15 protein-coding genes are annotated in these 14,429 nt (G+C 69.0%); 11 read left to right on the forward strand and 4 right to left on the reverse strand.

The features are described 5' to 3' along the window. Nucleotides 1–64 precede the first annotated feature (64 nt). From FZP69_RS06165 to FZP69_RS06210, 10 genes are all read left to right on the forward strand, one after another. On the forward strand, nt 65–883 hold the full coding sequence (locus FZP69_RS06165; protein ID WP_152040465.1) for an SIMPL domain-containing protein: 819 nt from the start codon (nt 65–67) through the stop codon (nt 881–883). A 215-nt stretch (nt 884–1,098) separates the two neighbouring features. After that, nucleotides 1,099–1,389, forward strand: a complete 291-nt coding sequence (locus FZP69_RS06170) for an NADH-quinone oxidoreductase subunit J (RefSeq protein ID WP_152040466.1) — start codon at nt 1,099–1,101, stop codon at nt 1,387–1,389. Continuing rightward, nucleotides 1,386–1,793, forward strand: coding sequence for a proton-conducting membrane transporter (locus FZP69_RS06175; RefSeq protein ID WP_152040467.1), 408 nt, complete (start codon nt 1,386–1,388; stop codon nt 1,791–1,793). The genes FZP69_RS06170 and FZP69_RS06175 overlap by 4 nt, the downstream gene beginning before the upstream one ends. Beyond that, a complete protein-coding gene (gene nuoK / locus FZP69_RS06180) occupies nt 1,793–2,095 on the forward strand; it encodes an NADH-quinone oxidoreductase subunit NuoK (RefSeq protein ID WP_152040468.1) in 303 nt (100 codons plus the stop codon). Before FZP69_RS06175 ends, nuoK begins: the two co-directional genes overlap by 1 nt. 1 nt (nt 2,096) lies before the next feature. Then, nucleotides 2,097–4,115: an NADH-quinone oxidoreductase subunit L gene (gene nuoL / locus FZP69_RS06185; protein WP_152040469.1), complete on the forward strand. Its 2,019-nt coding sequence runs from the start codon at nt 2,097–2,099 to the stop codon at nt 4,113–4,115. After that, a complete protein-coding gene (locus FZP69_RS06190; protein ID WP_152040470.1) occupies nt 4,112–5,635 on the forward strand; it encodes a complex I subunit 4 family protein in 1,524 nt (507 codons plus the stop codon). The genes nuoL and FZP69_RS06190 overlap by 4 nt, the downstream gene beginning before the upstream one ends. A gap of 84 nt (nt 5,636–5,719) precedes the next feature. Continuing rightward, on the forward strand, nt 5,720–7,189 hold the full coding sequence (locus tag FZP69_RS06195; RefSeq protein ID WP_240137579.1) for an NADH-quinone oxidoreductase subunit N: 1,470 nt from the start codon (nt 5,720–5,722) through the stop codon (nt 7,187–7,189). 179 nt (nt 7,190–7,368) lie between these two features. After that, a complete protein-coding gene (locus tag FZP69_RS06200; protein ID WP_152040472.1) occupies nt 7,369–7,710 on the forward strand; it encodes a hypothetical protein in 342 nt (113 codons plus the stop codon). A gap of 74 nt (nt 7,711–7,784) precedes the next feature. After that, nucleotides 7,785–9,248, forward strand: a complete 1,464-nt coding sequence (locus FZP69_RS06205) for a DHH family phosphoesterase (protein WP_152040473.1) — start codon at nt 7,785–7,787, stop codon at nt 9,246–9,248. Nucleotides 9,249–9,326: 78 nt separating this feature from the next. Then, nucleotides 9,327–10,109 carry a CBS domain-containing protein gene (locus FZP69_RS06210; protein WP_152040474.1) on the forward strand — a complete coding sequence of 261 codons (783 nt, stop codon included), beginning with the start codon at nt 9,327–9,329 and terminating at the stop codon, nt 10,107–10,109. A 17-nt stretch (nt 10,110–10,126) separates the two neighbouring features. On the opposite strand, the gene FZP69_RS06215 is transcribed toward FZP69_RS06210, so the two are convergent. The 3 genes from FZP69_RS06215 to FZP69_RS06220 form a co-directional block, all read right to left on the reverse strand. After that, the gene (locus tag FZP69_RS06215; protein ID WP_321168776.1) at nt 10,127–10,432 is read right to left on the reverse strand and encodes a DUF7543 family protein; all 306 of its coding nucleotides are present in this window, start codon (nt 10,430–10,432) and stop codon (nt 10,127–10,129) included. 40 nt (nt 10,433–10,472) lie between these two features. Continuing rightward, entirely contained in the window at nt 10,473–10,601 is a 129-nt protein-coding gene (locus FZP69_RS23210; protein WP_275689343.1) for a hypothetical protein, read from the reverse strand. Nucleotides 10,602–10,685: 84 nt separating this feature from the next. Further along, complete coding sequence (locus FZP69_RS06220; RefSeq protein ID WP_152040475.1) at nt 10,686–11,714, reverse strand: DUF7544 domain-containing protein; 1,029 nt, start codon at nt 11,712–11,714, stop codon at nt 10,686–10,688. Between the two features lie 114 nt (nt 11,715–11,828). On the opposite strand from FZP69_RS06220, the gene FZP69_RS06225 reads away from it, so the two are divergent. Next, the gene (locus tag FZP69_RS06225; RefSeq protein ID WP_152040476.1) at nt 11,829–12,965 is read left to right on the forward strand and encodes a M24 family metallopeptidase; all 1,137 of its coding nucleotides are present in this window, start codon (nt 11,829–11,831) and stop codon (nt 12,963–12,965) included. Nucleotides 12,966–13,032: 67 nt separating this feature from the next. On the opposite strand, the gene FZP69_RS06230 is transcribed toward FZP69_RS06225, so the two are convergent. Next, nucleotides 13,033–14,361: an MFS transporter gene (locus FZP69_RS06230; RefSeq protein ID WP_152040477.1), complete on the reverse strand. Its 1,329-nt coding sequence runs from the start codon at nt 14,359–14,361 to the stop codon at nt 13,033–13,035. Nucleotides 14,362–14,429: the final 68 nt, after the last annotated feature.

The raw sequence follows: 14,429 nt of genomic DNA on the forward strand, positions 1-14,429 counted from the left end.
GGCGAAAACGGCGATTTGACTCTTCTGAAAGCACATACCGTCCGCCACACAACGCCGACACCGTATGCCCCTCCACAGACGGACACTGCTCGCCGTCGTCCTGGCAGTCCTCCTGGCGACCGCCGGCTGTGCCGGCGCGCCGCTGTCGGGATCGACCGACGCAGGGTCGAACGCACAGCAGTCGACCACCGCCGCCGACCGGACGATCCACGTCGCCGGCTCCGGGAGCGCCGAGGCCCGTCCGAACCAGGCGAAGGTCGGCGTCGCCGTCGTCGCCACCGCCGACGACGCGGCGACCGCTCGCCAGCGCCTCGCCGCGAACGTCTCGCGGATGCGCCAGGCGCTCGTCGAGATCGGCGTCGACGAGACCCAGATCACGACCAGACATTACGATATCGACCGTGACCGCCGTCGTCCCCGCCCCGACGAGGAGGGTGGCGAGCGCGAGATCCAGTACCGCGCGTGGCACGCCTTCGAGATCACCGTCACCGAGACCGACCGCGTCGGGACGGTCATCGACACCGCCGTCCGGAACGGCGCGACCGAGATCAACCGCATCGAGTTCACGCTCTCGACCGAGCGGCGCCGCGAACTCGAGGCCGACGCGCGGAGCGCGGCGATGGCCGACGCGCGGCAGAAGGCGCAGTCGCTGGCCGCGGACGCCGACCTCACCGTCACGGGCGTGAAGGTCATCCGGACCGGCGGGAGCGACTCGCCACGACCGGTCGGCGACACCGCCGCGATGGCGACGGCGACCCCGACCGCCGAGGCCAGTACCGACCTCGAATCGGGTCCCGTAACCGTGGTGACGAGGGTCCGCGTGGTGTACAACGCCGCCCCTGTAGGGGACGAAACGACGACCGAGGCGGCGACCACCAGCTGATCGATTCCCGCGACTCATCTCGACGCCCTCCGCGTTCGACCTTCCGGACCGGGTTCTCCGGTCGAACCGGGGTGTCTGCGATCCTTCCGGTTCGGATTCAGGTGTCGAGCCTCCGCTCGACCGGGCCAGCGTCCTGCGCGCTCCCGCGCGTGACGCGCCCGACTGCGCGGTGTAAACGGTAAGCTTCAAACCGAATCCCCCAGAAGGGCCTTACAATGGCTACCGTGTATGAACTGGCCGCGTTCCTGCTGTTCGCCCTGGTGACCGTGGGGAGCAGCCTCGGCGTCGTCCTCGTGCGTGACGTCTGGCACTCCGCGCTCTTCCTCGGGGCGGCGCTCCTGAGCGTCGCGGTGCACTACGTGATGTTGCAGGCGGAGTTCCTCGCCGCCATGCAGATCCTCGTCTACGTGGGCGGGGTGCTCATCCTCATCACGTTCGCCGTGATGCTGACGCGGACGGATCCAGAACCGGACGCAGAGTCACAGACGGAGGTGAGCCGCACATGAAACCGACGACCAGACCCGAACTCGACCTCGGATCGCACCTCGCACCGGGGCTCGCGGCGTTCGCGCTGTTCGTCGTGATGGCCGGCGCGTTCATCACGGCGCAGTTCCCCGACCCGCAGGGGTTCCCCGCCGACGCGAACATCACCGCGAGCATCGGCTACGCGATGTTCAACCTCGACTTCGGCTCGGTGCCGTCGGAGTCGTTCCTCGTCGCGTTCCTCGTCATCGCGATCGCCCTCGACGCCGCGCTCGACGGGGCGATCATCCTCGCACGCCGGGAGCAGGACGGCGAGACGGTGTCGCTGCTCGCCGACGGCGGGACGGAGCTGAAGCGTGCCGTTCTCGGCGCGACGGACGCCGACGACGCGGCCGACGGCGAAACCGACGTGGGGGGTGACCGCTGATGGTCCCGCCACAGTGGTATCTGCTCCTCGCCGGCGCGGTGTTCTGCATCGGGCTGTTCGGCATCCTGACCAAGCGCAACGCGCTGTTGTTCCTGATGTCGGTCGAGCTCATGCTGAACGCCGCGAACATCAACCTCGTCGCCTTCTCGCAGTTCTGGGGGAACGTGACGGGACAGACCTTTGGGTTATTTACGATGGCGCTCGCCGCTGCCGAGGTCGCCGTGGGAATCGGCATCATCCTCGTCCTGTACCGCAACTTCAACGACATCGACGTCACCGTCCCGAACACGATGAGGTGGTAAGATGGCGGGGATATTCGACTTCGCGCCGGCCATCGTCCTGTTCCCGTTCTTCTCGTTCGTGATCGCCCTCTTCGCCGGACGGTACATGCCGAAGGGCGGGGCGCTGGCGGGGATCGCAGCGACCGGCGGATCGCTCCTCCTCTCTATCGGCGTCGTGTTGCAGGTCGCCGGTGGCGGAACGTACAACCAGACGATCTACACGTGGGCCGAGGGGCTGGAGGCCGTCGACCTGACGTTCGGCCTGCTTCTCGACCCGCTGAGCGCGATGATGCTCGTCATCGTCTCGCTCGTCGCGTTCCTCGTCCACGTCTTCTCGCTCGGCTACATGAACGACGAGGGCGAGACCGGCCTGCCGCGGTACTACGCCGCGCTCGGCCTGTTCAGCGCGTCGATGCTCGGCTTCGTCGTCAGCGACAACCTGCTGATGGCGTTCATGTTCTTCGAGCTCGTCGGGCTGTGTTCGTACCTGCTCATCGGCTTCTGGTTCCGCGAGGCCGGTCCGCCGTCGGCGGCGAAGAAGGCGTTCCTCGTCACCAGATTCGGCGACTACTTCTTCCTCGTCGGCGTCGTCGCCGTCTTCGCCACGTTCGGCACCGCGGCGTTCGCGGGGAGCGAGGCGTTCCCCGTGCTCGCCGAGGAGGCTCTCGCCGGCGAGGCGAGCGTCAACACGTTCGGCTTCGCCCCACAGACGTGGTTCACCATCGTCGGCCTCCTCGTGCTCGGGGGCGTCATCGGCAAATCCGCGCAGTTCCCGCTGCACACGTGGCTGCCCGACGCGATGGAGGGCCCGACGCCCGTTTCGGCCCTGATCCACGCCGCGACGATGGTCGCCGCCGGCGTCTACCTCGTCGCCCGGATGTACGGCTTCTACGCCGTCTCGCCGACGGCGCTCGCGATCATCGCCTTCGTCGGCGGCTTCACCGCCCTGGCGGCGGCGACGATGGGCGTCGTCAAGCGCGAGATCAAGCAGGTGCTCGCGTACTCGACCATCTCACAGTACGGCTACATCATGCTCGGACTCGGGGCGGGCGGCTACGTCGCGGCGACCTTCCACCTGATGACCCACGCGTTCTTCAAGGCGCTGCTGTTCCTGGGTGCGGGGTCGGTCATCATCGCCATGCACCACAACGAGGACATGTGGGACATGGGCGGGCTGAAGGAGAAGATGCCCGTCACGTACTACACGTTCCTCGCTGGATCGCTCGCGCTCGCGGGGATCTTCCCGTTCTCGGGGTTCTGGTCGAAGGACGAGGTGCTGTACGAGACGCTCATCCACGGCCTGGGTAGCTCGCCGATCCTCCTCGCCGCCTACGCGATGGGACTCGTCGCGGTGTTCTTCACCGGCTTCTACACCTTCCGGATGGTGTTCCTCACCTTCCACGGCGAGCCGCGGACCGCTACTGCAGAGGATCCCCACGGCGTCCGCTGGAACGTGAAGGCCCCGCTCGTGGTCCTGGGGACGCTCGCCGTCGTCGCGGGCGTCGTCAACATGGTGCCCATCGAGAAACTGCTGGGCATCGGCGGGATCGACTTCCTCCACCAGTGGCTCGACGGCGGCTTCGAGTCGCTCACCGCTCACCACTACGGCGACGTCCTCCCGTACAGCTCGTCGTACATCGGTGGCGAGGCCGCGACCGTGGCCATCGGGGCCGCCGTCTCGCTGGGGCTCGCTATCGGCGGTGCCCTGCTCGCCAGGTCGCTGTACGACGTCCCCGAGCCGGTCGAACACACCGACCGACTCGGCGGCATCAAGACGCTGCTGTACAACAACTACTACCAAGACGAGTACCAGGTCTGGCTCGCGGAGGAGGTCGTCCGGCCGATCGCCCGCATCGCCGACAAGTTCGACCAGGGCGTCGTCGACGGCGTCGTCAACGGGATCTCGTCGGTGAGCCTCTTCACGGGGTCGCGGATGCGACGCGTCCAGACCGGCGTCGTCTCTAACTACGCCGTCCTGCTCACACTGGGGCTGACGGCGCTCTTGGTAGTGTTCGGTCTGATGGGAGGCTGGTTCGCATGATCATCGAAGCACTCATCGCCGTCACGTTCGTCGCCGCGCTCGCCGTGCTCGTCGCCCCCGACGAGTACGCGGGCCGGCTGGCGGCCGTGCTCAGTCTGGTGCCCGTAGTGGGCGCGCTCTGGATGTGGCTACAGTTCGACGCGAGCGGGAACGCCCTGATGGACGGGACCATCGCGTTCGAGACGGACGTCGTGTGGTTCACGTTGGGTGGATTCGACCTCCACTGGTTCGTCGGCGTCGACGGCATCTCGCTGCCGCTGGTGGTGCTGACGACGATCCTGACGACGCTGTCGATCGTCTCGGCGTGGACGCCGATCGACGAACGGCAGAGCCAGTTCTACGGGCTGATGCTGTTCATGGAGGCCAATCTGTTGGGCGTGTTCACGGCGCTGGACTTCTTCGTCTGGTTCGTCTTCTGGGAGGCCGTCCTCGTCCCGATGTACTTCCTCGTCGGCGTCTGGGGCGGTCCCCGGAGAAAGTACGCCGCGATCAAGTTCTTCGTCTACACGAACGTCGCCTCGCTGGTGATGTTCATCGGCTTCATCGCGCTGGTGTTCGGGCTGGGTGACTCGGTCGGCTCGACCCGCCTGCCGGAGATCGCGATGGCGCTCCGTGGCGGGGAACTCGGCTCGCTGTTCGGGATCGGAGCCGGGACGCTCGCCACCGCGGCATTCGTCGCGATGTTCTTCGGCTTCGCGGTGAAGGTGCCCGTCGCCCCCCTGCACACGTGGCTGCCCGACGCCCACGTCGAGGCCCCCACGCCCGTGTCGGTGATGCTGGCGGGCGTCCTCCTGAAGATGGGGACGTACGCGCTGTTGCGGTTCAACTTCACGATGCTCCCCGACGTCGCCGTCCAGCTGGCGGTACCGATCGCCCTCCTGGCCGTGATCTCGGTGATCTACGGCGCGATGCTCGCGCTCGCCCAGGAGGACCTCAAGCGCATCGTCGCCTACTCGTCGGTGTCGTCGATGGGGTACGTCATCCTCGGGCTCGTCGCGTACACCACGTACGGCGTCGGTGGCGCGACGTTCCAGATGGTCGCTCACGGCCTCATCTCGGGGCTGATGTTCATGACTGTCGGCGTGGTCTACAACACGACCCACACCCGGATGGTCGGCGACATGTCGGGTATCGCCGATAGAATGCCCGTCACCGCGGGCATCTTCGTCGCCGGCGCGTTCGCCTACATGGGGCTGCCGCTGATGGCCGGCTTCGCGGGCGAGTTCTTCATCTTCAAGGGCGCGTTCGAGTCGACGACGTTCGCGGGGATGCCGCTGTTCACCGCGGCGGCGATGTTCGGCATCGTCATCGTCGCGGGGTACCTGCTCTTCGCGATGCAGCGGACGCTGTTCGGCCCGTTCCGCTTCGACGGCGACTACACGATCTCCGAAGCGCCCGTCCACGACGTGGCTCCCCTCGCGGTGTTGCTCGCGCTCATCATCGTCCTGGGAGTTGCGCCGGACCTGTTCTTCGGGATGATCCAGGACGCCGTCAACCCCATCCTGGGAGGTGTCTCGTAGATGTTCGACCTCACGCTCACGCCCGCATCAACGTCCACGTTCGCCCTGCAGTCGTCCGGCGCGACGCTCCCCGACTGGGCCGCCATGGCACCGGTCATCGCGCTCGCCGCGACGGCACTCGTCCTGCTGTTGATCGACACGATCGACCCCGACACGTCGAACAACACGCTGCTGGCGGGCGTCGCGACGGTCGGCGCGCTGGTGTCGTTCGGCTTCGCCGGCTGGTTCCTCGTCGCCGGCACCGGTCAGCCCGCCACTGGCGGTGCCATCGAACTGTACGGCGCGTCGATCGTCGTCGACGGGATGGCGCTGTTCTTCCAGCTCATCTTCGCCTCCGTGACAGCGCTGGTCGTCGTCGCGTCGTTCGACTACCTCGAGGGCGAGGAGTACCAGGGCGAGTTCTACTCGCTCGTGCTGTTCGCCGCGACGGGGATGGCGCTGATGGCGGCCTCGAACTCCCTGGCGACGGCGTTCGTCTCGCTCGAACTCGCCTCGCTGCCCTCGTACGCGCTCGTCGCGTTCCTCAAGCGCAACCGGGGGAGCGTCGAAGCGAGTCTCAAATACTTCCTCATCGGCGCGGTCTCCTCGGCCGTCTTCGCGTTCGGTATCTCGCTGGTGTACGCCACCACCGGGACGCTCGTCCTCGGTGACGTCGCCGCGGGGCTCGCCGAGGCGACCGGCATGGTCGGCGTCGCCGGGATCGGCGTGTTCATGATCCTCGGCGGCTTCGCGTTCAAGACCGCCTCCGTTCCGTTCCACTTCTGGGCACCCGAAGCGTACGAGGGCGCGCCCACGCCCATCTCGGGCTTCCTCTCGTCGGCGTCGAAGGCGGCCGGCTTCGCGGTGGCGTTCCGCGTGTTCACCGTCGCGTTCCCCGTGAGCGAACTCGTGCCGATGGGGATCGACTGGCCGCTCGCCTTCGCGGTGCTGGCCGTCGTCACGATGACGCTCGGCAACTTCGCGGCGGCGACACAGGAGAACGTCAAGCGGATGCTGGCGTACTCCTCGATCGGTCACGCCGGCTACGCGCTCATCGGGCTCGCCGCCCTCTCCGGTGGCGGGCCGAACGGCGATGTCGTCGGCGCGTCGATGGCCCACTTGCTGGTGTACGGCTTCATGAACACCGGCGCGTTCATCTTCATCGCCATGGTCGAACACTGGGACCTCGGGCGGACGTTCGAGGACCTCAACGGCCTCTCGACGCAGGCGCCGATGGCCTGCGTCGCGATGACCGTCTTCATGTTCTCCCTGGCGGGGCTGCCGCCGTTCGGCGGCTTCCTCTCGAAGTACGCCCTCTTCTACTCGGCCATCGAGGGTGGCTTCTGGTGGCTCGCGGCCGTGGGGGCGGTGAACAGCGCGCTGTCGCTGTTCTACTACTCGCGCGTCGTGAAGGCGATGTGGATCGAAGACCCCGTCGCGGATCTCGAACTCGGCTCGCGTCCCATGGGGCTGTACGTCGCCGTGATGGCCGCCGCGCTCGGCACGCTCCTCCTCCTGCCCGCGTTCGGTCCGGTCGTCGAGACGGCGCAGGCGTCGGCCGCGGCGCTGTTCTGACCGCCGCGCCCGGTCTCTCGGTCCACCCGCTCACCGGTTCTTCGATTCCCCAGTCCTCGCCCGAACGGCGGCCTCGTCTCGTCTCGTGCGGGTCGTCGACGCCCCGGTCGGACGACCCGTCCCGGCTCACGCACGACAGCGCGACTGTTATGCGTCGGCGGGTCGTCGCCGCGGCACCGATGCCACACGGCCCCGCCCGACTCCTGTTCGGTCTCTGTCTGCTCGTGCTCGCGAGCACGGCGTCCGTCCCCGGTTCGGCTCTCCCCACCGGTAGCGACCACCCGGAGACGACCGAGTCGCCGACGCTCGCTTCGAGCGACTCGGTCGGAGCCGCTCGAGTGACCACGGACGCGACGAACTCGCTCGGCGGGGACGACCAGCCACCCGCGAACGCGGGCGCGGACCGGTCTGGGAGCGACGGTGAGACGAGTACCGCGACGACGAACGGCATCAGCGGCCTCCTCGTCGGCGTCGCGGTCGCCGCCATCCTCCTGTGGCGACGCTGGCGGCGGTCGTCGTAGTCACACACGTCGTGGGGGATCCGCGCCGCACGAGTGCCGGCAGGGTTTTTTGCCCTCACTGGCATCTACGTACTATGTCGCGGCCTAGTCGCCTCGTTCTGGGGTGCAGTCCCGTCGCCCGGACCGTCGTCGACGCGGTCAAGAGCCGTCCGGGGAGCCTCCACGTCGTCTCCGAGGCGCGCAGCCGCGTCGAGTCGCTCCGCGAGAGCGGCGTCGACGCGACACACGACGATCCGACGGACTCCGAGACGTACCCGGAGTGGGCGACGGAGGTCGTCGTCGCGGGGCCCGACCCGGAGACGAACCTGGCTGCCGCTCGCGCCGCCCGTGATCGGTTCCCCGCGGCGCTCCTCGTCGCCTACGCCGGTTCCGACCCCGCTCCCGACGTGATCGAACAGCTCCACACGGTCGCCGACCGCGTGATCGACCCCCACGGGGCGCTCGCGACCGCGGTCGTCGACCTCCTGCGCGGGACGGACGCCACTCGCGTCGCCCGCCTCCTGCGCGTCCTCCGGAACGTCGACGGGCCGCTGGCGGTCGTGATGCACGACAACCCCGACCCGGATGCCATCGCGTCGGCGCTCGCGCTCGCCCGCATCGCCGACCAGGTGGACGTCGATGCGACGCCGTGTTACTTCGGCGAGATCTCCCACCAGGAGAACCAGGCCATGGTCAACCTCCTCGATCTGGAGCTCACCGTCCTCTCCCCCGGGACCGACATGTCCGACTACGCCGGGATCGCGCTCGTCGACCACTCGCGGCCCGGCGTCAACGACGGTCTGTCGCCGGACACCCGCATCGACATCGCCATCGACCACCACCCGCCACGTGCGCCGGTCGAGGCGCGGTGTCTCGACCTCCGCAGCGGCGTGGGAGCGACCAGCACGCTCCTGACGCACTACCTCAGGCGGCTCCAGATCGAACCGGACACGCGACTCGCCACTGCGCTGCTGTTCGGCATCCGGATCGACACCAAGGACTTCTCCCGAGAGGTGTCCGAGGCGGACTTCGAGGCGGCGGCGTTCCTCTGTGAACACGCCGACCACTCGCTCCTCGATCGGGTCGAGAGCCCGAGCATGGGTCCCGAGGTGCTCGACACGCTCGCGCGTGCCATCCGTAACCGCGAGGTGCGCGGCGACGCGCTGGCCACGAACGTCGGATCGATCCGCGACCGCGACGCGCTGGCGCAGGCGGCCGACCACCTCCTCGGCATGGAGGGGGTCACCGTCTCGCTCGTCTACGGCTACATGAACGAGACGATCTACGTCTCCGGGCGTGCTCGTGGGACCGACGTCGACCTCGGGGAGACGCTCCGCGAGGCGTTCGGCACGATCGGGAGCGCGGGGGGCCACGCCGACATGGCCGGCGCGCAGATCCAGATGGGCATCCTGAGCGACGAGAACGTCGAGAGCGCGGCGGCGCTCGCGTCGCAGGTCACCGAGGCGGTCAGCGGCCGGTTCTACGAGACGCTCGAGACCGCTCCGTCGACGTCGCCGTACGACGACGGCGAGATCGCCCTCGAGTACCCGTTCGAGTGATCGGGCGAGGTCGTGCGATCTCGTGACCGCGCGAGTCGAGTGCGTAGGGTTTTGCCCTCCGTCGCCGTAGGCTCTCCCATGACCGGGACGGCGACCGTCAAGGAGTACATGACCAGGGACGTCGCGACGGCGTCCCCAACCGACACGGTCGGGGAGGTCGCTCGACGCATCGTCGAGAGCGACGGACACAACGGCTTTCCCGTCTGCGAGACGCGCAAGGTCGAGGGGTTCGTCACCGCGAGCGACCTCCTCCTCGCCGACGATGACGCGCTCATCTTCACCGTCATGACCGAGGACCTCATCGTCGCCCACCCGGACATGGACGTCAACGACGCCGCACGGGTCATCCTCCGGTCGGGGATCCGGAAGCTTCCGGTCGTCGACGACGCCGGCAACCTCGTCGGCATCATCTCCAACACGGACGTCATCCGCTCGCAGATCGAACGCGCCACGCCCGAGAAGGTGGGCAAACTGATGCGCACGCTCGAACAGATCCACGGCATCACTGTCCACGAGGAGCGCGACGCGATCGCTCTGGACGACCTCATCCCCACGCAAGCGCGGGTGTACGCCGACGAACTCGAGGGACGGCAGTACGAGCTCGAGAACGGTCTCGCCGAACCGCTCGTCGTCATCGACAACGCGGGGACACTCCTGCTCGCCGACGGACACCACCGCGTGATGGCTGCCGATCGGCTGGGGATCGAGGAGATGGACGCGTACGTCATCGTGGTCGACGACCCCGTCGAACTGGGGATGGAGCGAACCGCCGAGAAGGAGGGGCTCCGATCGATCGGCGACATCGAGATCGTCGACTACGCGCGCCACCCGCTGGTCGAGACGACCCGTCGCCTCCAGTGACCGGTGCGGCCGGGACGTTACCCGGGTTCGCTCTCACTCGCACTTTCACTCTCGGTCGCTGTCTCGCCCCCGTCGTCGCTCCCGGGCTCGCCGGCGATGTCGTACGTCGACTGCCACGCGGTGACGATCCGGTCCGCGTCCGCCCGCGTCTCGGTCCGTTCTTCACGGTAGAGCGACCCCTCGGGTGCCTGCGTCAGCCGGTCGAGCCTGACCACCCACGTCCCGTCGGCGCGTCGACGCCGCCGCAGGGTCGCCCAGCCGTCGGCGCGCTCCCACTCGACCAGCGACCCGTCCGCTCCACGCCGTCGCTCCGTCCAGCCCATAGACGTCGGTCGTCGCCGACCGGCCTGTAGCTTACGTCCGCTAGTTGCGCCTCGCCGTCCCGCAGCGACGACACACCGGGTAGCCGAACCGGTTGTACTCGACGTTCGTCGTACAGTCGCTCGCGCCGCAGTGTGCACAGTCGTACACCGACACCCACTCGAATGACATACAGGATACGAAGAATTTCAAGAACGTAGTTATGAGCTCCATGCAGGCGATTAACGAGGGATTTATCCCGCGTTCGTCGCGGTGTCACGCCCGTCGAGTCGGCGGCTCCCCCACGAGGTCGAGACGGTCGTCGAGATCGCCCAGCACGAAGAGCCCGTAGTACCGGAAGTACGTGACGACGGGGACCTGGACCAGGACGCTCACGGCGACGACCGCGGCGACGAAGCCGACGGCGAGGCCGGCGGCGACGGCCAGTCCGGCCCCCCGGAGACCGACAGTGAACGCGACCGCCCCACCGGCGAGCACGAACGGGATGGCGACGACCAGCGCCGCGAGACCGACGACGAGGCCGACGACGAAACTCGCCGCGACGCCGAGGCCGAACCGGATCAGGACGAAGAGGGCGACTTCTCGCCACTCCGAGCGGATCAGCGGCAGGAGGCGGCGCCACGCCGAGAGCACGGTGCGGCCCTCGGCGATCATCGTCGGCACGACCAGGTCGGTCGTCAGTCGGAGGACGAGCAGTCCGACGATCCACGCGACGCCGACGCCGACGACGAGCAGGGGGACGAACAGGGTTCCCGCGACGTCGACCGAGACCACACCGACGGCGACGAGGACCGGCAGGGCACCGAGGAAGACGAGCACCGCCACGACCGCCATCCGGAAGACGAACAGCCGGAGTCCGGGGGTGAGAAACTGTCGGAACGGTCGACGGAGCTCGACCCGCCGGACGCGGAGGCACGCCACGAGGACGAACTCCATGACCGCACCGACGATCGCGTGGACGACGACGAGCGCGACGAGGACGGCGGCCGCGCCGAGGATCGCCGCGCCGACACTCTCCGGGGAAACCGTCGGGAGCGATGGGAGGTCGACGTCGGCGACGGTGGCTCCCGGCGGCCGTGGTGACGACACCGCGCCCTGTGCGGCCTGTCCCGCTCCACCGGCCCCGCCGACGCCGCCGACGAAGAACGTCACGACGGCGAGACGGAGCCACGCACGCCAGGAGACGGGCACGAGGAGCGACTGCGTCGCGGCCCGTGCGTCGTCAAGCGACTCGACGGCGTCCCACGACATCGTCTCGTAGAGCCCGACGCCCGCGTCGTACAAAAATCGCGTGGAGCCGTCCCGGGCATGTGACTGCTCCAGTACCGTCGCGTTCGCTCCCTGGACCGACGACGCCCACGCGGTACTGTATTGCCCACCCGTCCACAACTACTGCGCATGACCGAGACGCCACACGAACGCCGCACCCGTGCCTGTCAGGAACGCCTCCGCGACGGCGACGCCGCGGCCGTCGTGCTCTCACCGGGCGCGAACCTGCAGTATCTGACCGGGATCGCGGAGTCCCCGAGCGAACGGCACTTCCTCTGCGTCGTCCCCCGCGAGGGGGGGCCGGTGTTCCTCGTCCCCGAACTCTCCGGCACGCAGGTCCGCGAACAGACTTGGGTCGCCCACGTCCGGACGTGGGCCGACGACGACGACCCCACGGCCGCGCTTCGCGAGACTGTCGCCGACTGCGGCCTCGGCTCGGGCCGGGTGTTCCTCGACGACACGATGCCCGCACGGTTCTGCCTCGACGTCCAGCGAGCCTTCGGTGGCGAACGGGGTCGACAGCGACCGTTCGGTCTGGCGAGCGAGGTGCTCGGGCCGCTCCGTGCCCGGAAGGACGACGCGGAACTCGTTGCGTTACGCCGGGCCGGGGAGATCGCGGACGAGGTCGCGCTGAGCCTCCGACGCGACGCCGCGGACCTCGTGGGGCGGTCGGAGGCATCGCTCGCCCGCGAGATCGAACACCGACTCGCGGCGGCCGGCGGCGACGGCGTCTCCTTCGAGCCGATCGTCGCCGCGGGGCCAAACGGCGCGAAGCCGCACCACGGACACGGCGAGCGGACGATCGAACCGGGCGACCCCGTCGTCGTCGACTTCGGGACGTGGGTCGACGGCTACGCGAGCGACACCACCCGGACGATCGTCTTCGCAGGCGATCCCTCGGAGGAGTTCGAGCGGGTCCACGCCGTGGTCGCGGCGGCACAGGCCGCGGGGGTCGACGCGGTCGAGCCCGGCGTCGAGGCACGCGCCGTCGACCGGGCGGTCCGCGAAGTGGTCGAAGAGGCGGGCTACGGCGACGCGTTCGTCCACCGCACCGGCCACGGCGTCGGCCTCGAGATCCACGAGGAACCATACATTGCTACCGACTCGGAGACGGTGCTCGAACCGGGCATGGTGTTCAGCGTCGAGCCCGGCGTCTATCTCGACGGGGCGTTCGGGGTCCGGATCGAGGACCTCGTGGTCGTCACCGACGACGGCTGCGAGCGGCTCAACGATTCGCCGCGTGAGTGGCGTGTCGACGCCGCGTGAGTGGTCGAGGCCGGCGGTGGTGGTCGTTCCCTCGCGGTCACTCGCACTCGGTCGCCGCCGCTCGCACTCAGTCGTCGTCGCAGTAGCCGCACTCGGCCGTCGGCCCGCAGATGCTCTCGCCGGGCCCGATCGTCCGCCGGGCTTGCACAACTGCCGACTCTGTGGGTGCAGTCGTCGCCCCGGCTCCGGCCTCGGTCGCCTCCGTCTCGCTCGTCTCGGGCAGGTACACCCAGATAAGCGCCCCGATGAGGAGCATGGCTCCGGCCGCCGCGACGGCGCTCCCGCCGTAGCCGACGGAGGCGAACGCGACGCCCGCGACGGCCCCGCCCAGCCCGGAGCCGACCTGCCCGACGCCGACGGTGAGACTCATGAGCGATCCGCGTCTGTCGCCCGAGACGAGTTCCGTGAGGAGCGTCTGGAACGGCGTCGCACGCGAGGCGAACAGTCCCATCGCGAGGAAGAAGACGGCGTAGGCGGCGACCGTGCCACCGACGACGAACGGGGTGGCGGCCATCACGACGGCCACGCCCACGCTGGCGGCGACGATCACCCGTTTCCGCCCCACCCGGTCGGAGAGCACGCCCGCCCGCGGCCCCGCGATCACGTTGGCGACGCCGCCGACGAGGAACATCCCGCCGACGGCGCCGGCGGTCATCCCGACCGAGGACTCGAGCCACGTCGGCAGGTAGGTGGTGTAGAGGGCGTTCCCGCCGAACATCACGACGAAGACGACGGTGGCGGCGGCGATCTCGGGCCGCCGGAGGAGCGACCCGTACCCCGCGAGGGCGCTCCGGATCGAGAGCCGGCCGGTCGCCAGGGCCACGCTCGGAACGGGTAACAGCCACCAGACCAGCACCGTCTCGACCGCGAGGAGGACCGCGAAGGCGACGAACGGCGCGCGGAAACCGAACCACGCGGCGAGCAGCGACCCCAGCGGGATGCCGGCGATCTGGCCCGCGGCGAAGCCGCTGAACACCCAGCCGTTCGCCCAGCCTCTGCGGGTCGGGGCGAAGTAGTCGCCGACGTACGCGACCGCCGCGCCATTGAGGACGCCGCCCGCGACGCCCGCGAACGCCCGGACCGCGACGAGCGACGCGAACCCGTTCGCGGTCCAGTGTAACCCCAGCGCGACGGCCATGAACGCGGAGCCGACGAGGAGGACGCGGTGGCGGCCGACGTGGTCGGAGACGGGGCCGACGACGAGCGCGAAGACGCCCACGCTCACCGAGTACGCCGTGATGAGCACGCCGAGTAAGGCCTCCTCGGTGCCGAGTTGTTCGGCGATCCGCGGGAGGATCGGCGCGACAACGAGCGCCTGCGTCCCGGTGGCGAACACCAGGAGCCAGAGCACGAAGACGACCAGCCGGTCCGACCGTTCGCGGGTGTTCGTGCTCACGCGTCGGGACTCCCGGTACGGTCGGTGTCGAACGTCACGCGAGCGGTAGGTCGTCGGCCGTGATAACG

It is taken from the genome of Salinigranum salinum (assembly GCF_009176545.1).
In the GTDB taxonomy this organism is placed as follows: Archaea; Halobacteriota; Halobacteria; order Halobacteriales; family Haloferacaceae; genus Salinigranum; species Salinigranum salinum.